The organism is Phocaeicola sp. GP0067, assembly GCF_031119655.1.
Lineage (GTDB): Bacteria > Bacteroidota > Bacteroidia > Bacteroidales > Bacteroidaceae > Phocaeicola > Phocaeicola vulgatus.
On record NZ_JAVHZY010000021.1, the window covers coordinates 1 to 26,157 of the forward strand.

The following is a 26,157-nucleotide window of genomic DNA, read 5'->3' on the forward strand; positions in this document are numbered from 1 at the left end:
GTTACGAAACACAAACCATAGAGCTCTCAAAAGTGCTGACTCCGCAAACACTGGGGAAAAACTGTAGGAGAAAAAATAGAAAAACAGTCGCATCAAGCTCGGATCATACTTCCCCACCAAAGTCCGACAAACCCAAAATTCCGAATAAAGAAATGAAACTTAGTTCCTGTTTAACTGTTGTTCCGTATTCTTTTGAAAGTTCTTTTTAAAGAAAATTTAAATATATTTTCATATTGCAAAGCAATTCCTATCTCACATTCCAACTTCCCCAAAATAACACCCGAGCATGTTGCCTGCAACCAAAAACAGTTCTTATAACCTGTCTTCCCCATTTATTTTGTACCTTTGCCACACATTGAAAATCTATAAACCGAAATATTATAAAACTATGGCAAAGGAATTAGAATTAAAGTACGGATGCAATCCCAACCAAAAACCGTCACGCATCTTCATGCAAGAAGGGGAATTGCCTATCGAAGTATTGAACGGACGTCCCGGATACATCAATTTTCTGGACGCTTTCAACAGCTGGCAACTGGTCAAAGAATTGAAAGAAGCTACCGGACTACCCGCAGCAGCCTCCTTCAAGCATGTCAGTCCGGCAGGAGCCGCAGTAGGAATCGAGTTGAATGACACCTTGAAGAAAATTTATTTTGTGAATGACTTGCCACTTACCCCATTGGCTACCGCATATGCCCGTGCTCGTGGCGCTGACCGCATGTCTTCTTACGGAGACTTTATCGCATTGAGCGATACTTGCGACGAAGCTACCGCGCGCCTCATCAACCGTGAAGTTTCAGACGGCGTCATAGCTCCCGATTACACACCGGAAGCGCTGGAAATCCTGAAAAACAAACGCAAGGGAACATACAATGTAATTAAAATAGACCCAGCTTACCGCCCTGCACCTATTGAACACAAAGATGTATTCGGCATTACTTTTGAACAGGGCCGCAACGAAATCAGACTGGACGAAAGCCTGCTGACTCATATTCCAACTAAAAGCCAGCATTTTCCAGACGAAGCAAAACGCGATTTGATTATTGCCCTTATCACCTTAAAATATACACAAAGTAATTCTGTTTGTTATGTAAAAGACGGGCAGGCTATCGGCATCGGTGCCGGCCAGCAAAGCCGCATCCACTGTACACGTCTTGCCGGTAATAAAGCGGATATATGGTATTTGCGCCAACATCCTAAAGTAATGAATCTGCCGTGGGTAGAAAAAATCCGCCGTGCAGATCGTGATAATACAATTGATGTCTATATCAGTGACGATCATGAAGATGTTCTGGCTGACGGCATCTGGCAACAATTCTTCACAAAAAAACCGGAAGTGCTGACTCGCGAAGAAAAGCGCGCGTGGCTGGATACCATGAAGGGGGTATCATTGGGTTCGGATGCTTTCTTCCCATTTGGTGACAATATAGAACGTGCGCATAAGAGCGGAGTGGAATACATAGCACAAGCCGGAGGCTCTGTACGTGATGACCATGTAATTGACACTTGTGACAAATACGGCATCACCATGGCATTCACTGGTGTTCGTTTATTCCATCATTAATTATTCATACTCAGTGCAAATTGCAACACGGATTTACAGATAAAAAGCAAACCATACTTAGCCTGTAAGATCCGTGTTTACAATCCATATAAAAAATCGTCTTAAAATTTATATCCCGCTGTTACAAAACCGGTAATATTCTTCCCTTGAAGTTCTTTTTGAAGTTTGCACAGCCCTAATCGTCCTTCCACTCCTATCACATAATGCCGGTATTCCACCGATAAACCTATCGCCACTCCATAATCGAAACGACGCAGATCAAGTCCATCTTTGCCAAAAGTATTTATTTCAACCACATTTCCAGTATTCCAATCCGGTGTAGACGATGATGACCAGCTATACCCTAAAGCCTTGGTTTTGCCACCAATCCCCCATGCGCCATAGGGACCTGCCGCAACAAGTATATAAGTATTCCGATCCATTGCAAACCGGGCTGCCACCATTACAGGCAACTCCAAATAGGATGCATTTACTTTAGCCTGAGCCGAAATTCCATCTGTTTCAACAATCGTATGATTAGTGCCTTTGGAAACAAACGAAACGCCTGTTTGTAAAGACCAGATCTTATCAAAAGGGCACTCCAAGCCAATGCCTAATTTATACGCCAGTTTTACTTTAGGAGATCCCATATTATCACCTATAATATTTGCCATGCCTATACCGGCCTTTATACTCCAATCCACCTGACTCTGAGCCGGAGTCACCATGCTTACCATCATAAACAGTGCAAAAAGAAGTAGTTTTATCACTCTTACCTTATCTATTAATGCCATATCCCTAAAAAATTGTGTCTTTAATCATAATCTGCAAATATAGCTTTTATTTCATAAACCACGCTTCATCTAAAAAAAATGGCTGCTTCTTTCTAAAAGAGAAACAGCCGTTCTTTATATATTTAAAGGTAAGATTATATCTGTGGTCAGAATTTATAACCAATAGTGGCCAATGCAGAAAGGTTATGAGCACTAACACCACTAGCTACTTTAGTAAAACTTGTGCCAGTTTCAACACCTACAACTATGTTGCCAAATTCAAAAGCAACTCCTAACCCCAAACCGGCATCAAACCTTTTTAAACCATCATCACCGAAAGTATCAGCCTTCTCGGATACACCATCTATTTTAGTTTTTCCGCCAACTCCATAAGCCAAATACGGACCACCTTTGAAAAGAAGATCAAAATTGCTGGCCGTATGTATCCGAGCACCAACCATCAAAGGCAGTTCCAAATAAAGCTGGTTGATCGTCACATCAACCACGTCCCAGGCGTCAGTTACTCCATCACCTTTCACACCTTTAGAAATAAAGTTCAAACCTGTCTGGAAAGACCATATATTAGTATTAGCAAAAGGTACCTCCAAACCTATACCCACTTTATAAGCAAATTTAGCATCTGTACCATCCGTATCATCACCATACCAGTTTGACATACCAATACCCGCATTCACATTCCATTTCAGATTTGATTGTGCAGAGACACCTAGTGTAACCAATGACAATAAAATAAAAAAGGCTAGTTTTTTCATGACTGTTTGTTTTTAGTTAATAATAAATTTCAGTTCCCAATTCCTTTGTACCGTCATTACATTCACAAATATAAGCTTTATTTTGGAAACCAGTCCTAATGTGTAAAGAAAATAAGCGGAATCTTTCATAAAATGAAAAATTCCGCTCACCAAACTATTATATAGTTATATGATTCCTGATTATCAGATACATTTATATATGATTAGAATATATAATGAAAGCCAAAGTTTAACTCATCTGTATCAAAATCTATACCAACATTTTCACTCTCATATCCATGATTCTCTTTTTTGGAATATCCAAGAAAACCATACTTGGCAACCAGACAAAAATGATCAGACAATTTGATGGCAATACCCGGTTTAATACCAATATTCCACGAATTCAAAGCGTCATTCCCCTTCGTTTTTGAAGTAGAAAAGCCAAATCCGCCATCGGCAAATAATCGGACTACATCACTATTCAAAAAGAAATAACGCGCATAAGGAGCAATAGTGAAAGTATTAGTTTTCACATCACCGCTTTTATTATATTCATAACCGACTACTGTACCGACAGACCAATCTTCATTTAGTTCATAACCGACCTCCGGCAGAATCTTGAAAGTAGTATTCTTAACTTCTGTTCCTTCTGTTTCCACTTTATCAGAACCTACTCCAAATGTTCCACCTACATACACCTGCGCATTTGCAGTAATAGCAATCAATGCTACAATAACAGACAATACAATCTTTTTCATCTCTTTTGTCATTTTTAAATTAAACTTTTTACCTATTAATCCACGCCGAAGAGGTTTGCCTTCTTTGTGTTTTACATTGCAAAGGTACAGTTTATTCTATGTTTTACAACATATTTTATATAAAAACGAATAATTCCAAAACAAAGGAGAGGATAATTGTTTAATTATTAATAAAGTACTGAATATTAAATTCAATCTACATTCCTATTTATTCTTATGTCTGTTAGCACGTTTTTTACGAAACTCAGCTTTCATCTTGGCAGCTCCCGACCCATGCAACCCTGTTATATAGCTTTTCTTTTTAGCCTTGGTCTTCACTTTATCTTCTTGCTTACCACTAGGAGATTTACCACCTTTGAATACAATTCCTTCGGTGATTGCTTTTTCTATGTCCATCGTCTATTTTTTAGGTGTTAAATTCTGTTTTACTATCACTCTATTGCCGGCTTTGGTACAAACAATTTCCGTTTTGTGCAAAGTACGGTCTTTCATATCAAAAATCAGATTCGGATTGAAATGTTGTCCATCTATCCGGAATTCCAGATGAAGGTGTTCAGTAGTGGCACGTCCGGTTCTGCCTGTCAATCCTACTGCATCACCGGCCTTCACGATATCTCCGGATTTTACCAAATTCCGGGAATTATGACTATAAATACTTTCCAATCCATTATCATGACGCACAACAACTACATTTCCATAAGCAGCGTATGTTTTTGCCATACGTACTATTCCATCAAACGCACAACGGATAGTATCATTGGCCTTAGTCTTTATATCCGTTCCACTGTGCCCCCGGCGGGCTCCGTATGCAGAAATCACTTTACCACCGGGAAGAGGAAAACAATATTCATTCTCTTTTATACTATCCAGATGAATGGAGAAACTTTTGCGCCCGTTAAAAAGCCCGGGAGTCTTGACTCTGATATGGTTTACTTCCATTGCGGTAAAATTACTCTTGGCCGGCCCCCCAGCCCATGCCGCCACACTTATGAACAATAAAAATAGTAATTGTGTGCTTTTCATTATCTCATTTTAAAAATAAATTAATTCTTCATCCTTGGACGCTGCAAACTCTTTCAAGAGCTCCAACATATAATCTGCCGCTTCCTGCAAACCTTCCTTGCCGCTATATCCATTAATAATAGTCAGCAGATGCGTAGTTCCTGCCTCCAGTTTAGTACGCTCGTTATCACTGGTCGGCGTACCGATTCCGCCCATAGCATCTCTGTAAACAGGCATTCCTTCTATATTCAACTCTCCACGTCCTATCCCTTCATAAGGCTCTCCGGATTTACCGATACCCAACACCAATGTATCTCCTTGTATTTTATCCGCATCAAAGCCACCGATGGAATATCCGTAACGAATAGATACCAAGTTAATAAGATCTACCAAAGTATCTATCTGATACAAGGAAATTCCACGCAGGATTCTACGGCAGAGCGCTTCCCCCGAAGGACGATAACGGCTAGGGTCTTTCCCACATTTCTTATAAGCCTCCCGAGTGGCATGAATCGTAACCATATCCTTAATGGAATCCGTAGTGTACATTTCACGATAGCGTATAGTGAACTCGTCTATCTTTTTCCACAAAGATTCGCTATAAGCAGTGTTCTCTACCGTAGCACGGATGGCTATACCGGCAAACTGCGGACAGGCTTTCTTTATTTCTTCCGATACTTTTATTTCCATATTTATTTTTATACTGCGTTATTCCAACGAGCGTATTCCTCAGACACCTAAAAGAATGCCCGATAATATCCTTCCCGACCGGATTCCTTGCCGGCGGGCCGAAAAGAAATCATCGTTATTATGATACGTACAAATGCCGGATATCTCAATATGTTCAGGCTTCACACCGTATGCCAACAATTGCTGACGGTTGGCTTCCCACAAATCAATATGCCATTTTGCTTCTTTACGGGCAATCTGATTCATATCAAACCCCGCCTCACAAAAAGCTTGATAAACTTCATCCCCTACTTCAAAAGCCTCCAATGAAATACTGGGACCGATGCAAGCAATGAGATCTTTCCCTTGCGAGCCGTATTGGTTACCCATGACTGAAACTGTCTTCTCCACAATCCGGGCCACCGTACCACGCCATCCGGCATGAATGGCAGCCACTACCTTCTTTCGGGTATCATATAATAAAACAGGAACACAATCGGCCGTAGATACACACAAGCAATAACCGGGAATGTCTGTTACCAATGCATCCACTCCTTCCAATTCAGTATTTACCTGAATAGTATCCACAACTTTCACATGGTCACTATGGGTCTGATGCGGAATTACGAGTTCTACCGATTCCCCGGGTAACAAGCTACGCAGCAATTCCCGGTTGCGGTTCACATCTTCTGCCTCGTCCCCGCAATATCCGTTACAATTGAACGAAGCGTAGTTTCCCTTACTACAACCTCCGTGACGGGTGGTAGAAAAACAAGAAATGTTGGGATATGCCTTCATCAGCTCATATCCCAACATTTTATTATCTGATGTCAGCCGTTTCATTTCTTTTCCTCTTCTTCGTCCCAATTCTCATCTTCATATTCATAATCGAAGTCATCATCGGCATCTTCTTCATATTCATATTCAAAGTCCTCATCCTCACCCATGTCTTTCAACTCTTCCTGCAGTTTGGCAACATCTTTGGCGCGATGAACAATTGTTTCCGTACGGACACCTTCCAACTTATTGCTGTCCTTATTCAATTCTGTCCATAAAATATCCTTCAGCTGCTGTATCCCCAAGCCAGTTACCGACGAGATAAAGATATGCGGAACATTATCCGGCAATGTCGGCTCCAACATGGCAATCAGTTCTTCATCCAACATGTCACTTTTGGTAATGGCAAGCACACGTTGTTTATCCAACATTTCCGGGTTGAAGGTAGCCAACTCATTCAGCAGGATTTCATATTCCTTACGGATATCATCTGTATCACCCGGTACCATAAAGAGCAACAAAGAGTTGCGTTCTATATGGCGCAGGAAACGAAGTCCCAGTCCTTTTCCCTCACTGGCCCCTTCAATAATTCCGGGAATATCCGCCATGACAAAAGATTTTCCTTCGCGATAGGACACGATACCCAAATTCGGCTCCAGCGTAGTAAACGGATAATTGGCTATTTTAGGACGTGCCGCCGATACGGTAGACAATAAAGTGGATTTCCCTGCATTTGGAAAACCTACCAAACCTACATCAGCCAACAGTTTTAATTCCAAAATAACCATCAGCTCCTGCATGGGTTCTCCCGGTTGTGCAAAACGTGGCGCCTGACGGGTTGCTGTACGGAAGTGCCAGTTTCCCAATCCCCCACGTCCTCCTTTCAACAGAATTATTTCTTGTCCGTGTTCGGTGATATCACAGATATATTCACCTGTTTCAGCATTATAAACCACTGTACCACAAGGTACTTCAATAACTTTGTCTTCACCATCTTTACCAAAGCTTTTGTTCTTCGATCCATTGCCGCCGTGTGTGGCAAACACGTGGCGGTCATACTTCAGGTGAAGCAATGTCCAATAATTACGGTTTCCCCGCAAAATAACATGACCTCCTCTACCGCCATCACCACCGTCAGGGCCACCATTGGGTACATACTTCTCACGACGCATATGCGCAGAGCCTCGCCCGCCCTTACCCGAGCGGCAATATATCTTCACATAATCAACAAAATTCGATTCAGCCATAATTAATAATTTACTAATTTATCAATTTACTAATGTGCCAACGAAACTGTACTCCATGTATCATTATGCAGACTGACACATTGGCGGACTGCTGCATCAGCACATTAGCATATTATTATAATTTTTCAACAGCAGCAACAATGTCGGCAAAAATAGCATCCATCGTACCCAAACCGTGAATGTGCTGATATTTACCTTCGTTCTTGTACCAGTCAATCAGCGGAGCCGTCTGCGAGTGATAAACAACCAAACGTTTCTTTATTGTTTCCTCGTTATCATCCGCACGTCCCGATTCCTGTCCACGCTTAATCAGGCGAGTCATCAATTCTTCTTCGGGTACATCCAAGTCCAACATAACAGATACTTCCTGTCCACGTTCGGCCAGCATTTTCTTCAACGCTTCTGCCTGGGCGATGGTTCTGGGAAATCCATCAAAAATAACCCCTTTGCTTTCCTTAAAGCTATCCAGCGTGCTTGCCAGAATATCAATAATCAATTCATCAGGCAGCAACTGGCCCTGATCGATATATCCTTTGGCTGTCTTTCCCAATTCTGTACCTTTCTTAATCTCAGCACGAAGCACATCCCCTGTTGAAATGTGATTAATACCGAATTTCGCTACAATACGTTCACTCTGAGTACCCTTACCAGAACCCGGAGCTCCAAAAATTACAATGTTCAACATCTTGTTTTACCTTTTATTTTTATATTTAGTTGTACAAATTTCATTCCATTACGGTGTAAATATCCCGATAGTTACGTCCCAAGCCATCATAATCCAAACCATACCCCACAATAAAATCATTAGGAATACGCATGGCCACATAATGTATATCCAGTTCCACCTTCAATTTATCAGGTTTCAGCAGCAAGGTAGCGATACGGATCTCTTTCGGTTTTCTAGCTTGTAATGTTTCCAACAAGTGCTTCATTGTCACCCCGGTATCCACAATATCTTCCACAATCACCACTGTACGACCCTCAATATCATCATTCAAACCTACCAACTCTTTTACCTTTCCTGTAGAAGAAGTTCCTGCATAAGAGGCCAGTTTCACGAAAGAAATTTCACTGGGAATGGTAAGGTTACGCATCAAGTCGGCAGCAAACATGAATGCGCCGTTCAATACACTTAAAAACAAGGGATTAGTTCCTTCTAAATCCCGATTAATCTCACTCGCTACCCGTGCCACTTCTTTTAAGATCCGTTCTTCAGGAATGAAAGGAGTGAAACGTTTATCTTTGATTTGAATGGTATCCATAACCGCTATTTTATTAAATTGCTGCAAAAATAACATTTTTATTCCAAGTATCGAAGTATTCACATAACCTCTTTTTGTAAATAGTGTTATCTTTGTACGTTCAAACAAAAGAGATTGTCATGAAAATTATTTCGAGCACCCAACTAAAAGAGCTGGACAAGTACACGATTGCCAAAGAACCGGTTGCCTCCATTGATTTGATGGAACGGGCAGCCGAAGAACTGACTCGTGCCATTACCCACCGATGGGATACTTCTTTCCATATTGTAGTATTCGCCGGACCGGGAAATAACGGGGGCGATGCGCTTGCCGTAGCCCGTATGTTGTCTAAGCAAAACTATCACGTAGAAGTCTTTCTGTTTAACACCAAAGGAAAACTGTCGGAAGAATGTCAGACCAATCTTGAACGGTTAAAAGAATGCGGCTCGGTGTACTTTACTGAAGTAAGCACACAATTTGATCCTCCAGTCCTGACAGAAAGGCATCTGGTAGTAGACGGATTATTCGGTTCCGGACTCAACAAACCACTGAACGGTGGATTTGCTGCCGTAGTGAAATATATTAATGCATCCAAGGCACAGGTAGTAGCCATTGATGTACCTTCAGGATTAATGTGTGAGGACAACACTTATAATATCCGTCAAAACATGATACGCGCGGATGTCACTCTCAGCATTCAGCTACCTAAGTTATCCTTTCTTTTCCCCGAAAACGAAGACATTGTAGGCGAATGGCAACTATTGGACATCCAACTGAAAAAAGACTTTATTGATACAGCACAAAGTCCCTACTATATCACAGAGGAAGAAGAAATTCGCAGCCTCATCAAACCGCGGAAACGATTTGCCCACAAGGGAGCTTTCGGCCATGCACTGCTCATCGCAGGATCTTATGGCATGGCAGGAGCATCCATTTTATCTGCCCGTGCCTGCCTGCGTTCGGGAGTGGGATTACTGACTGTCCATGTACCTATCCACAACCATGATTTACTTCAGACCACTGTTCCCGAAGCCATTGTACAGACAGACATACACGACCATTATTTTGCCGAGCCCGTGGATACAGACCGTTATCAAGCCATAGCCATCGGTCCGGGGTTGGGACAAGAAGAAGATACAGCGTTGGCCATGATGGAACAAATACAAGGTTGTCCGGTACCTTTAGTGCTGGATGCGGATGCCATTAATATTTTCGGCACTCACCGCAACTGGCTCAGCCGGATGCCGAAGCGCTGTATTCTCACCCCCCATCTAAAGGAACTGGAACGACTGATAGGTAAATGCATGGATACTTACGAACGGCTGACAAAGACGAAAGAACTGGCAGCCTATCTGCAAAGCTATATCATTATAAAGGGATCATGGAGCACAGTTGTCACCCCCGAAGGAAATTGTTATTTCAATCCCACCGGGAATCCAGGTATGGCAACCGCCGGCAGCGGTGATGTGCTGACCGGTATTCTGGCAGCCTTATTGGCACAAGGATATACTCAAGAAGATGCATGCCGCCTGGGCGTCTACGTACATGGTCTGGCAGGAGACATTGCAGCGGAAGAAAAAGGAGAAATAGGAACCACCTCAAGTGATCTTATTGACGCATTACCCGCAGCATGGAAGAAATTAACAGAAACAAAAGGCAGATTTACAAAAGAATAGCTATATTTGCTTACATATATGATAGAATATAGAAATATGAAAAAAGGATTAATCGCAGCAGGGTTACTGGTTTCATTAAGCGGCACCGCACAAGATGTCAGTACATATACTCCCGGAACCATGGGAGAAGGAGTGGTTTATTATTTGCCTAAGACCGAAATAGAATTGCAAGTCACCGCAACCAAAGTTGTCTACACGCCCGGAGAATTCTGCCAATACGCCGACCGCTATCTGCGCCTTACAGGCATATCATCCCAACCGGAAGAACATTGGGAAATAAACAGTATCAAGGTAAATTCCATAGGCATTCCTGACCCGGACAATGCATACGCTGTAAAACTGAAAGACAAAAGTGCGGCCTCACAGGTAGAATTGACTCCTGAAGGAATCATAAAGGCTATCAACACCACCTCTCCTATAGAGAAAGCACCTGTGACAAAAGTTGCCGATACGGCCAAAAAACGTATTGACCCACGCAGTTTTATGACCGAAGAGATTCTGATAGCCGGTTCTACCGCTAAAATGGCTGAGTTGGTGGCGAAAGAAATCTACAATATACGAGAAAGCAAAAACAGCCTGACCCGCGGGCAAGCAGATTATATGCCCAAAGACGGAGCCGCTTTAAAACTCATGCTGGACAATCTGGATGAACAGGAACAAGCCATGATGCAAATGTTTGCCGGCACAACAGACCGCATAGAAAAATCATTTACCATCCGCATAAAACCAGAAGCGGACATGAAAGAAAAAGTAGCTTTCCGTTTCTCAAAGAAACTAGGGATGCTGGATGCCGATAATTTATCCGGTGAACCTTATTATATTTCCATCGTCAACCAAGAAACATTGCCACCGATGGATCCGAAAGGCAAAGAAAAAAAGAAGACGGATGGTGTTATTTACAATATTCCGGGAAAAGCTCAGGTTACCGTATTCACTCCAAACAAACGTTATTTTGACGGAGAACTACCTGTTACACAATTTGGGACAACGGAATGTCTGATAGATAACCTTTTTAATAAAAAAGTAAATACACGAGTGATCTTTAATCCTAATACTGGAGGAATTGTGAAGATTGATAAAGACTAAAGCTCCATCTCACCCCTACATAGCAAAATGAGGGTATCCATAATACACTGGACACCCTCATTTTCACTAAAAGACAATCAATTATTTTTTAATATTTGGTTCCTCCAATCCATACCCCTTTTTCTTATTCTCACCTTTCAGCCACAAAGCAAAGAACAATGCAGCCACACCAAAGCCTGCAAATATCCACATGGGAAGTGTATAATCATAAGTCTGCATTCCATCTACTACCGGTCCTTTGCAATACTCATTCAAGACAAAACCAATCAAAGCAGGTACACCCATCAACCCCCAGTTTTGTACCCAGAAGATCAAAGCGTAAGCTGTACCCAACTGCTTTTCCGGAATAATTTTAGGAACAGAGGGCCACATAGCCGATGGCACCAAAGAAAAGCCAATCCCCAATATAATCATAATGATAGTGGCAAACCACCATACATTCAAGACAGGTAACGCAAACATTGTATGAACAAAAATCAACAGCACAGAACCGATGATCATCAGCGTAGCTCCCTTGCCTATCCGATCGTACACATTACCGAAAAGCGGAGTAAGGAACAAAGTTCCCAATGGTAACAGGCTAGGAATAGTACCCGCCAATTCCGGATCTACATTATATTTCTGCACCATCAGGTCTGTAGCATATTTCAAGAAAGGGAATACGGCAGAATAAAACAACACACACAGCAACGCAATCAGCCAAAATCCTTTATTGGTTACAATCAACCAAATATCTTTCATACGGAAAGGCTCTTCAGGTTCCGCCCCTTCTTCTTCTAAAGAAGCATCCAGTTTCTTATCATAGAAAGTATAAATAAAAAATGCTACCGTACCAATACAAAGCATAGTAAGGCACAGCAACAATGGAGCAGGGATATTAGGATGGAACACACCCTCATCATCAGTAATACCAAAGAAAGTAGCGATAGGAACCGTAACAGCCAAAGCCAGCATAGTGCCTAAACGGGCTGTCGCCATCTCCATACCCATGGCCAGAGCCATTTCTTTTCCTTTAAACCACTTCACAATAATTTTTGAGACCGTGATGCCTGCAATCTCTACACCGACACCAAATATAGCATATCCCAACGCAGCCAGTCCTACCTGGGTTTTCATTCCAAGCAAAGTGCTTCCCTCAGCAAATGTAGTAGAAATAGCATAATATTTTAACCCACAGCCCAACACCATCAAAAGGCATGCTCCCATACCAGTAAAGCGCACTCCCATCTTATCCAAAATGATACCACCGATAATAAGCATAAAGGCAAAGACATTGAACCAACCGTATGCACTGGTAAAAATACCATAATCCAGACTATCCCACAGCAGCTCCTTTTCAAGCATCGGTTTTAAGGGGGACATTACATCGGTCAAAAAATAACCGCATAGCATGGTGAAAGCCACCAACGCCAACACACTCCACCGAAGAACCTTGGAGTCATTGAGCTTTTTTTGAATTTGTTCTTTCATTCTTTTATAAGATTTTTGATTAATAGTTTTTCATGTTCAGCTTACAAAGATACAGTTTTTTAGGTAGAGAAGCCTCTTTCCATAAAAAAGTTCTATCTTTGCGTGACGATTAAATCGTTTTATTGTAGGAAATCGTCATAAAATTACTTTTTATAAACTTAACTTTATTGATCATGAAAAAAAGCAAAACATTTCTTGTTTGCGCCATGTTGAGTGGCAGCGTCTTATTTTCATCATGCATCGGTTCTTTCGGATTATGGAATAGTTTGAAAGACTGGAACCAGGGGGTAAGCAACAAGTTTGTCAACGAACTTATCTTTCTCGCTTTCCATATTGTCCCTGTTTATGAAATTGCTTATCTGGCAGACGCATTGGTTTTAAATTCCATCGAATTCTGGAGCGGTTCCAACCCTACAGCTTCTATCGGTGAAGTAAAAACAGTGCAAGGAGAAAATGGCGAATACTTGGTAAAAACCAACGAAAACGGTTATACCATTACCAAAAAAGGAGAAGACAAATCTGTAGATTTGGTCTATAACAAAGAAAACAATACATGGAATGCCGTAGCCGACGGACAGAGCTTCGAACTTGTGAAAATGAACGAAGACGGAACGGCTGTTTTGAGCCTGCAAAACGGAACCTCCATGACTGTCACTCCTGATGCACAAGGTATTGCTACCGCAAGAATAGCTACAGGAAACTCCTTGTTTTTTGCTGCAAGATAATAAACACAACATCATTTAAACACAAAGAAAAGAAGTTGCCCATGCAAACAACTTCTTTTCTTCCATAAAACAATACTACTATGAAGAAGCAAATCATGCTGGGCGGCCTACTCCTATTATTAGGCTCCTGTACTCCCCAAAACAAAGCGAATGACCCGAATGCAATTGACATTGCCGTAAGTCTGGAACACCTCACAGAATTAAAGACCTCCCAATTGGGAAAACAAATCCGTTATATCCCTTTGGAAACAACAGACTCATCCCTGATTGGCAACTCCTATTCCATCAAGTTATCTAAAGACCATATCTTTGTCTCTACCAACGGACGATGCCTGTCATTCAACAAGCAAACCGGAAAATATCTTGGCAGCATCGGGCACAAAGGAGAAGATCCACAAGGCTACAGCAATGCCAGCTGCTTTATTCACCCCCATACCAACCATCTCTACTTTTATCGCCAACCCGACAAGTTGGTAAAATACGATACAAAAGGTAACTATCTAGGGCAAGTACACCTACCACAAAAGATTTCCCCATCCCTTTACTTTACTTTTTCCGACTCCCTTATTCTTGCTCATTATGGAGAAGGAATAGGACAACCGCAAACAAGTGCGTTACTTTACTTCAACGAACAGGGAGAAGTAAAAGACTCATTGCCGGAATTTGCCAATCCGGGTGATCCTATGGGCATGGACCAGATATCCAGCATCAACGTATTCAAGCAATTACCCGGCAACGCCAACATAGGAGGGTTAATATATATAAATTATCAGGATGGAACAATGACTGTTCTTCCTATAGACCAGCCTTCACTTTGGCTGAGCAACGGCAGCATACGTTTCAGAAAAGCGTTCAATGACACAATCTACGACATTAAAGGACACGAAGCTACTGTCCATACCACTTTCCATACCGGGCAATGGCATTTCCCGGCTGAAAAAATGGGACAAAAAGAGGATACAGACAACTACATCGTTATAACCGGTATTCTGGAAACTCCCAAACATCTCTTCTTTATATCTCTACAGGAATTATACGACAAGAGAAAACCCTTCTACGGTATTTACGACAAAGAAAAACATATTACTTATATGAATGATGCCAATGTGGGGCTGACAGATGACCTGACGCATTTCATGCCTTTCTATCCCATCACTTGTACAGAAGAAGGAGAGTATGCCGCTTTATTGGAGATAGGGAAAATAGACGAATGGATGGATAAAAATCCGGGAATTGTCCAAGAAGGAAAGCTAAGCTTTTTACAGGAAATCAATGAAGAATCCAATCCGGTTTGTGTTATAGTGGAACCTTGACAACCATAAAAGAACGCTGCTTTCCTCACGGAGAGCAGCGTTCTCTTTCTTCAACACGTTGAAGATAACAGTATGCTAAATTAGTCACGACCTCCACCCAATGCCTGATAGAGATTGATTACGCCTTGCATTTCAGTAAAACGGTTAGCAACCTGAGTTAACTCCGCATTAAGCAAAGTCTGCTGAGCCGTCAAAACTTCCAGATAAGTCGTATTCCCATGTTGCATCAGCAAAGAGGTACTTTCCAAAGCTTTATTTAATGAATTTATTTGTTTATCATAATAAACTGATTTATCACGGGCCGTCTGATATTTCACCAAAGCCTCGTTCACTTCACTTCCTGCATTCAACAAAGCCTGTTGAAAACTCAGTTTGGCTTCTTCTTGCTGAGCTTTAGCTATCTTTAGCTGTGCTATGTTCGCACCTTTATTAAACAGTGGCTGGGTCAACGAAGCTACAGCCGTTGCAATGAACTTGCCCGGATTGACAATCATACTTCCTGCTGAATTAGTCCATCCCGCACTTCCACTTAAAACAATAGAAGGATAAAAGGCGGAACGAGCCTGATTTGTGGCATAGAAAGCTGCTTCCAACGAACGCTCCGCACTGCGTACATCGGGACGGTTGGCAAGCATTTGCACAGGGATGCCTACCGGGAAATGTTCCTTCATCATATAAGAACTGTCCCATGTGCCCGTTCTCTCAATAGCATGAGGAGATTCAGCCAACAACAACGACAAACTGTTTTCTACCTGGTTAATTTGTTCTTTCAGATCAAGAACTGAAGTACATATAGTATAATATGTAGCTTCCATTTGTGAAACGGCAGCTTCATTTGCCAATCCGGCTTCCATCAGAGCACGGGTTGCATCTACGGTTTCTTTCCAGGACTTTTCAGTCCGGACAGAAATGGCCAGCTGATTGTCCAGCATCAGCAAGGTATAGTAAGTATTAGCTATACCGGCTATCAGCTGTGTCCGGACAGCCTGTTTATAGTCACGGCTCTGTTCCAGCAATGCTTTCGCCTGGCGTTTCGCATTACGGATGCGGCCGAAAATATCAATTTCCCAACTTGCCGCCACCGGTAAAGTATAAGTTTGTACAGCTTTTCCTTTGTCAAAACTACTTGCTGTCCCCTGAGGTGACAGAGCGAAAGAAGGCAGATAAGCCAATTTGGCTGACAGCATAGCAGCTTCCGCCTCTTTCACACGCCATTGTGCTGACTGCAAATCCGTATTGTTCCGCAAGCCTTGCTCTATCAATTCCTGAAGCCGCGGATCTGTAAAAATCTCCTGCCAGCTCAGATTGCCGATATTATCCACGGTATCAGCAACTGCCACCTCTTCCCCATACAAATTATCGGGCACTTCGGTTGCAGGTTTATATTGGGTATATATGCCGCAGCTACTCAGTGTGAGCGCTGCGACAGTCAGAGTGATGATCTGTTTTTTCATTTTTTCTCTTCGTTTTTGCTTTCGATGTGGTGTTGTCTCTCTTCTTTTGCTTCTACACATTCCTCTTGAATCTGCCAATCGGCCGCCGGCTGAAACTGAATAGGACGTACCTTTTCCTGTAAATATTGGAATACGATAAACAAAGAAGGTACAATAAACAGCAACGCCAGCGTACCGATCACCATTCCACCCACAGTACCTGTTCCCAGCGAACTGTTTCCATTAGCACCTACTCCACTGGCAACCATCAACGGGAACAGACCGAAAATCATAGTCAGTGCCGTCATCAGAATAGGACGCAAGCGGGCTTTGGCGGCAGAAAGTGCAGCGGAAGTCAGGCTCATACCTGCCTTACGACGCTCGGTAGCGTACTCGGTCAGCAAAATGGCAGTCTTAGCAAGCAAACCTATCAACATAATCAAACCGGTCTGCAAATAAATATTGTTCTCCAGTCCCATCATCTTCGCAAACAGGAAGCTACCCATCAGCCCAAACGGAACAGACAACAACACCGCAAACGGAATGAGGAAACTTTCATAAAGTGCACTTAAAATCAGATAAATCATCAAGAAACAGATAGCAAAGATGATAATGGTAGTACCTCCCTGGTCGGTCTCTTCACGGGTAATACCACCAAAGTCGTACCCAAAACCTTTGGGAAGTGCCTGTACGGCAGTTTCCTGAACGGCACGGATGGCATCACCGGTACTATACCCTTCGGCAGGCATTGCATTTACAGCAATAGAATTGAACATATTGAAACGGCTCAGCGATTCTGCCCCATAACTGCGGGTCAATGTCACAAACTGGCTGAGAGGAGCCATCTCGCCATTAGACATACGCACAAAGATATTATTCAACGAGCTTTCATCCACACGATACTTCGGATCTGCCTGAATCATAACCTTATATACTTTAGAGAAACGATTAAAATTTGAAACATACTGCCCACCATAATAGCCGGACAATGTGCTTAGCACAGCATCCGGAGTGATACCGGCACGCTTACATTTGGACGCATCCACTTCTACCGTCCATTGCGGATAACGGATATCAAAAGTAGAGTATGCCATCGCGATCTCGGGACGTTGGTTCAGAGCACCCAGATATTGTTGAGTGGTATTGAAGAAAGTGCCCACATCACCACCTTGTTTATCCTGCATATGGAGTTCCAACGCATTACCCATACCATACCCCGGAATCATACCCGGAGAAATAGCAAATATACTGGCATCCTTGATGTCTGCCGTACGGCCATATACCTGTCCGATTACTGCCTGAACATCATTTTCCTTTCCTTCACGCTCATCCCAAGGTTTCAGTTTCAGAATCAACATACCAAAAGAGTTACCCTGTCCGGCTAGCAGACCATAACCTGCCACACGCTGCACATGCAGCACCTGAGGAATATCCATCATGCGCTTTTCAATACGCATCATTACGTCATTAGTCGTTTTCAATGAACTACCTGCCGCCGTGCTGACATTCACAAATACAACCCCCTGGTCTTCATCAGGCACCAAACTGGTTTTAGTTGTATTCATCAAGAAAGCCAATAGTACTACCGAGGCCGCAAGAAGTGTCCATACCATCCATTTGCGTTTGATAAAGAACAATACCCCTTTCTTATATCGTTCAATCATTGCATCGAAAGCAGCATTGAACGCTTTACGGAAACGTGCTGCAAAATTGTTTTTTTCCGTTCCATCCTCATTGATATACGGTTTCAAGAACAAAGCACACAGCGCCGGACTCAAAGTCAGTGCATTGACGGCAGAGATACCTACGGCAACCGCCATAGTCAAACCAAACTGAGTATAGAAAGTACCCGAAGTTCCACTCATAAACGAAACCGGAATAAACACAGCCATAAATACCAACGAAGAAGAGATGACCGCATTGCTAATCCCCTTCATCGCATCAATACTAGCCATATAAGAAGAACGATATCCCACATCAAAACGCGCCTGCACCGCCTCGACGACAACAATGGCATCATCCACCACCGTACCGATCACCAACACCAAAGCAAACAGGGTAATCAGGTTGATACTGAATCCTGCTATGGACATAAAAGCAAATGTACCAATCAAGGACACGATGATCCCCACCAACGGAATAATAGTAGAACGGATATCCTGCAAAAATACATATACAATTAAGATTACCAAAAAAATGGCCTCGAACAAGGTTTTTATCACCTCATGGATAGATGCATACAAAAAGTCATTGGAGCTCATAACCTGAACCATCTCCACCCCTTTGGGCAGATCCTTCCTTGCTTCTTCCAAAAAGGCATCAATATTATTGTTTACTTCTGTCGCATTCGATCCTGCCGTCTGAAAAATCATACAGGAAATACCAGGATGACCATTCATAGCCCCATGATAGGCATAGCTTTCCTCGCCCATCTCTATATCGGCAATTTCTTTCAGCTTCAACACTTCGCCATTATCCGAAGACCGGATCACAATTTCCCCAAACTCTTCCGGAGTAATCAGACGCCCTTTATACTTCATTGTATATTGATAAGTTTCATCAGAGTTTTCTCCGAATGAACCGGTAGCCGATTCAATATTCTGTTCAGCCAACACTTGGGTCACATCCGATGGAATCAATTTATACTGGGCCATCACGTCAGGCTTCATCCAGATACGCATACTATAGTCACCCCCCATAATCATCATATCACCCACACCCTGGATACGAAGAATAGCAGGTTTCAAGTTAATACTGATATAGTTGGACAAGAATTTCTCATCATACGAATCATCCGGACTATATAGTGAGAACATCTGCAAAATACTGGTCTGCCGCTTTGAGGTAGTCACACCCACCTGCGTTACTTCTGCCGGTAACTGTCCGGTTGCCTTCGATACACGGTTCTGCACATTGACCGCTGCCATATCGGGGTCTGTCCCTTGTTTAAAATACACAGTGATATCCACAACTCCGGCATTTGAAGCGGTAGAAGTCATATAAGTCATATTTTCCACACCGTTAATCGCTTCCTCCAACGGAGCGATAACACTCTTCTGAAGAGTTTCCGCACTGGCACCAAAATAAGAGGTACTTACCTGAATGGTAGGCGGAGCAATATCAGGATATTGTTCGACGGGCAAAGTGAACAGCCCGATGATACCCACTACCACTATCGAAATAGAAATAACAGCCGACAGGATGGGGCGTTCTATAAAGGTTCTTAAATTCATAGTCTTTCTTAATTCTGTTTTACTTTAATGGGAGTACCTTCACGCAGCAAACCTACGCCTTCCGCTACAATGACATCCCCCTCTTTCAATCCATCGTTCACGATATATTCCTGTCCTCCATTTACACGGGTCACACTGACAGGAGCTGATTGTGTCTTGCCGTCCACGACTTTATATACGTATGTAATATCCTGAATTTCAAAAGTGGTAGCCTGAGGAATAACCAAACTTCCTTTCATCGTAACCGGAAGAATCACATTTCCCGATGTTCCGCTATACAGCAACCCATTCTTATTCGGGAATACGGCACGCAGACTTGCGGTACCCGTATTACGGTCTACCACCCCACTGATGGTTTCAATGCGTCCCTTTTCGCCATACATAGACTTGTCATTCAATTGCAGTTCCACTTCCGGCATATTTTTCAACGCTTCTGCTTTGGAACCATATTGACGGGTCAGAGCCAACAATTGATTTTCAGTCATCGAAAAGTAGACATACATATCCGAATTATCAGAAACCGTAGTCAACGGTTGTGGCAAACTGGCACTAACCAATGTACCTACCCGATAAGGCAATGTACCAATCACCCCATCCGAAGGACTTTTCACTTCTGTATACGAAAGGTCATTGCGGGCACTCACCTCCTGCGCTTTCGCCTGGGCCAACTGGGCCTTGGCAGTAAGCCATGAGTTTTCTGCCGTCCTCAAATCAAATTCAGAAACTACTTTCTTTGCAAACAATTCTTTCTTGCTATCGTATGTCAACTGTGCTGTTGCCAGTCCGGCTTTCGCCGATTCCACATTGGCGACAGCTGTTTCCAATGCCGCCTTATAAGGCACTTGGTCAATAATAAATAAGACTTGCCCTTTACGCACTGCCTGTCCTTCCTCCACACAAAGCCGGGTAAGGAAACCGGAAACTTGCGGATAAATATCAATATCCTGGCGGCCACGGATCGTAGCCGAATAAGTAGTAGACAAAACTTTGTCCGACGGTGATACCTTTAATACCGCATACTCCGCCTCCATTTGTGCAACAGGCGCCTGTTTACACGACGCTGTCAAAGCAGCACAACCAACCAATACCATTAGTCGCATCCATTTTTTGTTCAATGTCATCATATTCCAATCTTTTTAAATTCGGGGCAAAGGTAGTTGGAATTTCTCATCCCCAAGCGTTCAATTCGTAGCGACAAATGTTCAAAACAGGAACAAACAACTCATTATATCAAAAAAAACATTTAAATTCGCGTCAAAATAAGAACAAGAATGGAAATTTTACACACCACTAATGAAGAGCCCTTTGTATCGGGGACCGGCCACTTTGCCGGCTGGGCGAACCGTTTGATGAAGCTAGAAGACACGGCTATCCTTTTCTGCCGGGAGGGACATGCGCATATCATGATTGATTTGCAGGAGTATGAGCTGGCGCCTAATACGCAAGTAGTTTTGCTGCCGGACACAATTGTCAATTTCACCAATATCAGCCCCGATTTCACCATCTCATATATCGCTTTCTCGCGCATATTGTTTCAAGAAGTGACGGCGCGCCTTGACCTTTCCTTCTTCCGTTTCCTCAAGGAGAACCCTTGCGTAACCCTTCCTGAGGAGCGCACGCGGAGCATCAACGGGCTTGCTTCGGGCATTGAAGACCTTTATCACGACCGGGACAACTGTTTCCGCCAGCAAATCCTGAAGAATTATATCCAGAGTTTCCTGTTGGATATCTACGACAAGACTCATCGCCTGTTTCTCATGAAACGTCCCGAAGGTATCAGCCGGCAGGAAGAGCTGTTCAAGCGGTTTATCCAGTTGGTACACAAGCATTGCACCACCCAGCGTGAAGTCTCTTTTTATGCCAACAAGTTGTTTATCACTCCCAGATACTTATCTACTGTGATACAGAATGTGACAAACACCACCGCCAAAAGCATCATAGACAAGCATGTCATTCTGGAAATCAAAGTGTTATTGAAATCAACGAACTTAAGCGTGCAGGAAATATCCAATCAGCTTTGCTTTCCGGACCAGTCCTTCTTTGGGCGTTATTTCAAGAAGCATACGGGGCTGTCGCCTTTGCAGTATAGAAACCAGAATTGACTACTGCATAGTAGTGGGTGCATTACTATGCAGTAGTTGGGCAACTACTATGCGGTAAATGCTTCATTACCCTATAGTAGTTGAGAACCCTTCAGCGTTTATGACGGATAAAGTAAAAGGCTGCCTTCACCTCCGAAAGCAGCCTTTACCTTATTATATAGGATGAATTAATTATTCAGCCAATTTATTGTCTGAACCCAGCACGTTAATAATTTTGTGCTTGTACAGTTTTTCCATATTGTCACGAGCCGGACCTAAGTACTTACGCGGGTCGAATTCTGCCGGTTTTTCAGCAAAAGTCTGACGGATAGCAGCAGTCATAGCCAAACGAGAGTCTGAGTCAATGTTGATTTTGCAAACAGCAGACTTGGCAGCCTTGCGCAATTCTTCTTCAGGGATACCGATAGCAGCCTTCAATGCACCACCATACTTGTTGATTGTTTCAACTTCTTCCTGAGGAACTGATGAAGAACCATGAAGAACGATGGGGAATCCCGGAAGTTTTTCCATTACAGCATCCAATACTTCGAATGCCAAAGGAGGAGGAACCATACGACCTGTAGCAGGATCAATGTGGCACTGTTCCGGAGTAAATTTGTATGCACCGTGAGAAGTACCGATAGAGATAGCCAATGAGTCGCAACCTGTACGAGTAGCAAAATCAATTACTTCTTCAGGGTCAGTATAAGTATGATGATCAGAAGAAACTTCATCTTCCACACCGGCCAATACACCCAATTCACCTTCTACAGTTACATCAAACTGATGAGCGTAGTCAACCACCTTCTTAGTCAAAGCAACGTTTTCTTCGTAAGGCAGGTGAGAACCGTCGATCATTACAGAAGAGAAACCTGAGTCGATACAGCTCTTGCAAGTTTCGAAAGTATCTCCGTGGTCAAGGTGAAGAACGATTTCAGGTTTTGCACAACCTAATTCTTTTGCATATTCTACAGCACCCTGAGCCATGTAACGCAACAAAGTAGCGTTAGCATACTGACGAGCACCTTTTGAAACCTGCAAAATAACCGGAGATTTTGTTTCTACTGCAGCTTTGATGATAGCCTGCATCTGTTCCATATTGTTGAAGTTGAATGCAGGAATTGCATATCCACCTTTGATAGCCTTAGCAAACATATCTCTAGTGTTTACCAGACCTAAATCTTTGTAATTAACCATTGTTCTAATATTTATAATTGTTAGTGAATTAAATTCCACTGCAAAAGTAATCATAAATGCGCTAACTATGGCAAGTTCACACCAAAAATATCTCATAAAAAATGATTTTATTAACTATTTTCTTCACTAAAACATACAAACTGATTATATTGTAATGTCTACCTTACAATACTATAAAAGAAGAAAATAAGGCTTTTAGAAGAAAAAACAGCCCGAAGTTTTTTCTATTTCAAAGAAAAGCAGTATCTTTGCGGTCCAAAATGGACCATTACACCCAATATTGTTTACCAGACAAGTAAAAAAAATAATAACAATAAAATAATATACAGAAATGAAAAAAGGTATTCATCCTGAAAACTATCGTCCCGTAGTATTCAAAGACATGTCAAACGGTGATGTATTTTTGTCACGTTCAACTTGTAGCACAAAAGAAACCATCGAATTCGAAGGTGAAACTTATCCGTTGGTAAAACTGGAAATTTCTAATACATCACACCCGTTCTACACTGGTAAATCCAAGTTAGTAGATACAGCTGGTCGTGTAGACAAGTTCATGAGCCGCTACGGCAACCGTATGAAAAAGTAATTTGTAACTTATACATAAGTTCCAAAATAAAAGGCTGCAACCCGATAAGTTTGCAGCCTTTTATTTTATCATACGTATCCACCTTTATTTCAAAGATACATCATTATACTTTCCCCCCTTCCATTCATACACTACAGGTTCTTTCCTGATGTATACAACCAATTTTTCCCGTTCCGTCTTTGCCAGATAATCCGGAGTAGTATAAGTAAAAGAAATAATAGGTTTGTCTTCTGATAAAGTGGCTTTCACCAACTCCATATCCGCCTTCTCTCTAATCGCGGCATAAGCCTCATCGGTCAGCGTATCCACCGGCAGATAAAAAGCCCCGACGGAGGGAAGCTGAATAAAATCCTCCTTCGCCAGTTGCTGCCAGTCCGTATTATAAAAACGAACTTCACTATCACAAGCCGGACCGCAAACAGTATTCACTACACAAATCACCTTTACAGAATCATTCAAGGGTAACAGTTTCATTTCCATAGAGCTACTTCCGGTGGTTTGCAGAAACAAATAATCATCCGTCAGTCTTTTCAGTTCAGATACTTTGCCAAAACGATTTTTCACTTCCGCTTTCATATTGCTTGCCAGAAAATCCACACAATCCTCACGATTTACCTTTGTCAATAAAGGAGCCACCGAATCGGGCATGGCAATAAAAAGAGTTTTCATATCCTGAGCGTACAATGAAAGCCCACATAACAGCATACCTATTACAAACAATGTCTTTTTCATCACATTTTCAAATTAAAATCCTCCAAAGATACATATTTTGTCAGCTTATTCCCAACCGCATTATATTTTTTTCTATTTTTGTCGGACTGATAACCAACTAAACAGGAAATGCTATGTATTTACACAAAGAGTTAGAGACCCTGACACGACCCGAAATTGAGAAACTACAATTGGAACGACTGCAAAAGACTGTCCGCCATTGCATGAATTCCCCTTTCTATAAACAACGGTTTGCCGAAAATCATCTGAGTCCGGAAGATATCCGTTCATTGGATGATTTACAGAAAATCCCGTTTACCACCAAACAAGATCTACGTGACACTTATCCTTTCGGACTGGCGTCCGTACCTTTGGAAAAAACAGTCCGCCTTCACTCATCCAGTGGAACAACCGGAAATCCCACTGTCATTCTGCATACCCAAAAAGACCTTGACGAATGGGCTAATGCAGTGGCCCGCTGTCTTTATATGGTAGGATTACGTCCGGGAGATATTTTCCAGAACTCTTCCGGCTATGGAATGTTCACCGGCGGGCTGGGCTTTCAATATGGTGCTGAAAGGCTGGGAATGCTGACTGTACCTGCCGCTGCCGGAAACACCAAACGCCAGTTGAAATTCATCTCCGATTTCGGAACCACCGCCTTGCACGCCATTCCCAGTTACGCAGCCCGTATGTACGAGGTAATGCAGGAAATGGGGATTGATCCGCGTCGTGACACCAAATTGAGAACATTGATCATAGGAGCGGAACCTCATTCCGAAGAACAACGCCGCCGCATCGAAGATATGCTGGGTGTAAAAGCCTACAACTCTTTCGGTATGTCCGAAATGTGCGGTCCCGGTGTGGCTTTTGAATGCCAGGAACAAAACGGATTGCATATATGGGAAGACTATTATATCGTAGAAATCATCGACCCCGACACATTGGAACCTGTGCCCGAGGGTGAAGTGGGCGAACTGGTACTGACCACCATCAACCGCGAGGCGATGCCGTTATTGAGATACCGTACCCGTGATCTGACCCGCATTCTGCCGGGGGAATGCCCCTGCGGCCGCCATCACAAACGTCTGGACAGAATGAAAGGGCGCAGCGACGATATGATTATCCTGAAAGGGGTCAATATCTTCCCCATTCAGATTGAAACGATTTTATTGCAATTCAAAGAATTGGGCAGTGACTATCTGATCACACTCGAAACCGCCGAATCTAATGACGAAATGACTGTAGAAGTGGAATTGAGCCAACTGTTCACCGATGACTATGGACGCCTGCAAGCATTGACCCGGGAAATTACCCGCCAACTGAAAGATGAGATATTGGTTACCCCACGTGTGAAACTGGTACCCAAAGGAGCACTGCCTAAATCGGAAGGTAAAGCAGTCCGTGTGAAAGACTTACGTAAAACCTTTTAAAAAATAAGTTTATGACTATACAACAATTATCCGTCTTCATCGAAAACAAATCGGGGACACTACAGAAAGTATTGAACTTATTGAAAGAAGCAGGCATACAGCTGATTGCCTCTACCATTGCCGATACAGTAGAGTATGGCATTTACCGTATCATCTGCTCGGAACCCAAACGCGCATACGAGACGCTGAAAGAGGCAGGAATCTCCGTGGCACTCTCCGATGTGTTCGCCATCACACTAGACAATCAGCCGGGGCGGGCGGCAGACGCCATCACCATTTTCAGTGAAGCCCAAATAGGCATTACTTATCTGTATTCCTTCCTGTTAGGAAATAAAGGCATCTTGATTTTCCGGACAGACAATCCGGACAGAGCAAGGGAAGTGATTATTCTTAATAATCTCTCTTTTGTAGCCGAAAAAGATTTATCAACACTGATTTAAAGTATTCC

Annotated in this window: 26 protein-coding genes; 10 read left to right on the top strand and 16 right to left on the bottom strand. The window is 42.7% G+C overall.

All coding sequences use genetic code 11. The features are described 5' to 3' along the window. Together RE317_RS14960 and RE317_RS14965 are read left to right on the top strand one after the other, a co-directional pair. Positions 1–209, top strand: a 209-nt coding sequence (locus tag RE317_RS14960; RefSeq protein WP_303446029.1) for a hypothetical protein, incomplete at its 5' end; no start/stop codon positions are given. A 77-nt stretch (positions 210–286) separates the two neighbouring features. Further along, positions 287–1,564 carry a phosphoribosylaminoimidazolecarboxamide formyltransferase gene (locus tag RE317_RS14965; RefSeq protein WP_022508713.1) on the top strand — a complete coding sequence of 426 codons (1,278 nt, stop codon included), beginning with the start codon at positions 287–289 and terminating at the stop codon, positions 1,562–1,564. 101 nt (positions 1,565–1,665) lie between these two features. On the opposite strand, the gene RE317_RS14970 is transcribed toward RE317_RS14965, so the two are convergent. The 10 genes from RE317_RS14970 to hpt all read right to left on the bottom strand — a co-directional run bounded on the left by RE317_RS14970 (position 1,666) and on the right by hpt (position 8,786). Further along, positions 1,666–2,337, bottom strand: coding sequence for a porin family protein (locus RE317_RS14970; RefSeq protein WP_005853566.1), 672 nt, complete (start codon positions 2,335–2,337; stop codon positions 1,666–1,668). A gap of 146 nt (positions 2,338–2,483) precedes the next feature. Then, complete coding sequence (locus RE317_RS14975) at positions 2,484–3,089, bottom strand: porin family protein (protein ID WP_005840300.1); 606 nt, start codon at positions 3,087–3,089, stop codon at positions 2,484–2,486. Positions 3,090–3,292: 203 nt separating this feature from the next. Further along, positions 3,293–3,829 (bottom strand): outer membrane beta-barrel protein, encoded by a 537-nt coding sequence (locus RE317_RS14980; RefSeq protein WP_008667901.1) that lies wholly within the window; start codon positions 3,827–3,829, stop codon positions 3,293–3,295. Positions 3,830–4,033: 204 nt separating this feature from the next. After that, positions 4,034–4,225, bottom strand: a complete 192-nt coding sequence (locus tag RE317_RS14985) for a hypothetical protein (protein WP_005839609.1) — start codon at positions 4,223–4,225, stop codon at positions 4,034–4,036. A gap of 3 nt (positions 4,226–4,228) precedes the next feature. Beyond that, on the bottom strand, positions 4,229–4,852 hold the full coding sequence (locus tag RE317_RS14990; protein WP_005853570.1) for a M23 family metallopeptidase: 624 nt from the start codon (positions 4,850–4,852) through the stop codon (positions 4,229–4,231). 9 nt (positions 4,853–4,861) lie between these two features. Continuing rightward, complete coding sequence (locus tag RE317_RS14995) at positions 4,862–5,521, bottom strand: B3/4 domain-containing protein (RefSeq protein WP_005839606.1); 660 nt, start codon at positions 5,519–5,521, stop codon at positions 4,862–4,864. A 39-nt stretch (positions 5,522–5,560) separates the two neighbouring features. Beyond that, positions 5,561–6,343, bottom strand: coding sequence for a peptidoglycan editing factor PgeF (gene pgeF, locus RE317_RS15000; protein WP_005853572.1), 783 nt, complete (start codon positions 6,341–6,343; stop codon positions 5,561–5,563). Next, the gene (gene obgE / locus RE317_RS15005; protein ID WP_005839602.1) at positions 6,340–7,524 is read right to left on the bottom strand and encodes a GTPase ObgE; all 1,185 of its coding nucleotides are present in this window, start codon (positions 7,522–7,524) and stop codon (positions 6,340–6,342) included. Before obgE ends, pgeF begins: the two co-directional genes overlap by 4 nt. 115 nt (positions 7,525–7,639) lie before the next feature. Next, complete coding sequence (locus RE317_RS15010) at positions 7,640–8,209, bottom strand: adenylate kinase (RefSeq protein ID WP_008667898.1); 570 nt, start codon at positions 8,207–8,209, stop codon at positions 7,640–7,642. Positions 8,210–8,249: 40 nt separating this feature from the next. Continuing rightward, complete coding sequence (gene hpt, locus RE317_RS15015; protein ID WP_011965263.1) at positions 8,250–8,786, bottom strand: hypoxanthine phosphoribosyltransferase; 537 nt, start codon at positions 8,784–8,786, stop codon at positions 8,250–8,252. Between the two features lie 119 nt (positions 8,787–8,905). On the opposite strand from hpt, the gene RE317_RS15020 reads away from it, so the two are divergent. After that, positions 8,906–10,441 carry a bifunctional ADP-dependent NAD(P)H-hydrate dehydratase/NAD(P)H-hydrate epimerase gene (locus RE317_RS15020; RefSeq protein ID WP_005853577.1) on the top strand — a complete coding sequence of 512 codons (1,536 nt, stop codon included), beginning with the start codon at positions 8,906–8,908 and terminating at the stop codon, positions 10,439–10,441. 36 nt (positions 10,442–10,477) lie between these two features. Beyond that, complete coding sequence (locus RE317_RS15025; protein ID WP_005853578.1) at positions 10,478–11,527, top strand: DUF4831 family protein; 1,050 nt, start codon at positions 10,478–10,480, stop codon at positions 11,525–11,527. 81 nt (positions 11,528–11,608) lie between these two features. Here the strand turns inward: RE317_RS15025 and RE317_RS15030 are convergent, their stop codons facing one another. After that, on the bottom strand, positions 11,609–12,997 hold the full coding sequence (locus RE317_RS15030; RefSeq protein WP_005838636.1) for an MFS transporter: 1,389 nt from the start codon (positions 12,995–12,997) through the stop codon (positions 11,609–11,611). Positions 12,998–13,170: 173 nt separating this feature from the next. Between RE317_RS15030 and RE317_RS15035 the strand changes: the two genes are divergently transcribed. Continuing rightward, positions 13,171–13,722 carry a DUF3332 domain-containing protein gene (locus RE317_RS15035; RefSeq protein ID WP_005853580.1) on the top strand — a complete coding sequence of 184 codons (552 nt, stop codon included), beginning with the start codon at positions 13,171–13,173 and terminating at the stop codon, positions 13,720–13,722. Positions 13,723–13,802: 80 nt separating this feature from the next. Further along, positions 13,803–15,035: a DUF4934 domain-containing protein gene (locus RE317_RS15040; RefSeq protein WP_008667891.1), complete on the top strand. Its 1,233-nt coding sequence runs from the start codon at positions 13,803–13,805 to the stop codon at positions 15,033–15,035. Between the two features lie 80 nt (positions 15,036–15,115). Here RE317_RS15040 and RE317_RS15045 read toward each other — a convergent pair whose 3' ends face one another. Genes RE317_RS15045 through RE317_RS15055 form a run of 3 tightly spaced genes read right to left on the bottom strand, consistent with a single transcriptional unit; the run spans position 15,116 to position 20,825 of the window. After that, positions 15,116–16,489, bottom strand: coding sequence for a TolC family protein (locus tag RE317_RS15045; RefSeq protein ID WP_008667889.1), 1,374 nt, complete (start codon positions 16,487–16,489; stop codon positions 15,116–15,118). Continuing rightward, positions 16,486–19,701 carry an efflux RND transporter permease subunit gene (locus RE317_RS15050; RefSeq protein WP_005838650.1) on the bottom strand — a complete coding sequence of 1,072 codons (3,216 nt, stop codon included), beginning with the start codon at positions 19,699–19,701 and terminating at the stop codon, positions 16,486–16,488. Before RE317_RS15050 ends, RE317_RS15045 begins: the two co-directional genes overlap by 4 nt. Positions 19,702–19,709: 8 nt before the next feature. Beyond that, positions 19,710–20,825, bottom strand: coding sequence for an efflux RND transporter periplasmic adaptor subunit (locus tag RE317_RS15055; protein ID WP_008667887.1), 1,116 nt, complete (start codon positions 20,823–20,825; stop codon positions 19,710–19,712). A 147-nt stretch (positions 20,826–20,972) separates the two neighbouring features. Here RE317_RS15055 and RE317_RS15060 point away from each other — a divergent pair, with 147 nt between their 5' ends. Then, on the top strand, positions 20,973–21,803 hold the full coding sequence (locus tag RE317_RS15060; RefSeq protein ID WP_005853589.1) for a helix-turn-helix domain-containing protein: 831 nt from the start codon (positions 20,973–20,975) through the stop codon (positions 21,801–21,803). A 171-nt stretch (positions 21,804–21,974) separates the two neighbouring features. Here the strand turns inward: RE317_RS15060 and RE317_RS15065 are convergent, their stop codons facing one another. Beyond that, positions 21,975–22,979 (bottom strand): class II fructose-bisphosphate aldolase, encoded by a 1,005-nt coding sequence (locus RE317_RS15065; RefSeq protein WP_005943012.1) that lies wholly within the window; start codon positions 22,977–22,979, stop codon positions 21,975–21,977. Positions 22,980–23,310: 331 nt separating this feature from the next. Between RE317_RS15065 and RE317_RS15070 the strand changes: the two genes are divergently transcribed. Next, positions 23,311–23,565 carry a type B 50S ribosomal protein L31 gene (locus RE317_RS15070; RefSeq protein ID WP_005838658.1) on the top strand — a complete coding sequence of 85 codons (255 nt, stop codon included), beginning with the start codon at positions 23,311–23,313 and terminating at the stop codon, positions 23,563–23,565. A gap of 84 nt (positions 23,566–23,649) precedes the next feature. On the opposite strand, the gene RE317_RS15075 is transcribed toward RE317_RS15070, so the two are convergent. Beyond that, on the bottom strand, positions 23,650–24,297 hold the full coding sequence (locus RE317_RS15075) for a DUF3256 family protein (RefSeq protein ID WP_005838660.1): 648 nt from the start codon (positions 24,295–24,297) through the stop codon (positions 23,650–23,652). Between the two features lie 113 nt (positions 24,298–24,410). Between RE317_RS15075 and RE317_RS15080 the strand changes: the two genes are divergently transcribed. Together RE317_RS15080 and RE317_RS15085 are read left to right on the top strand one after the other, a co-directional pair. After that, positions 24,411–25,709 (top strand): phenylacetate--CoA ligase family protein, encoded by a 1,299-nt coding sequence (locus RE317_RS15080; RefSeq protein WP_005838662.1) that lies wholly within the window; start codon positions 24,411–24,413, stop codon positions 25,707–25,709. Between the two features lie 11 nt (positions 25,710–25,720). Continuing rightward, positions 25,721–26,149, top strand: a complete 429-nt coding sequence (locus tag RE317_RS15085; protein ID WP_005838664.1) for an amino acid-binding protein — start codon at positions 25,721–25,723, stop codon at positions 26,147–26,149. The last annotated feature ends 8 nt before the right edge of the window (positions 26,150–26,157 follow it).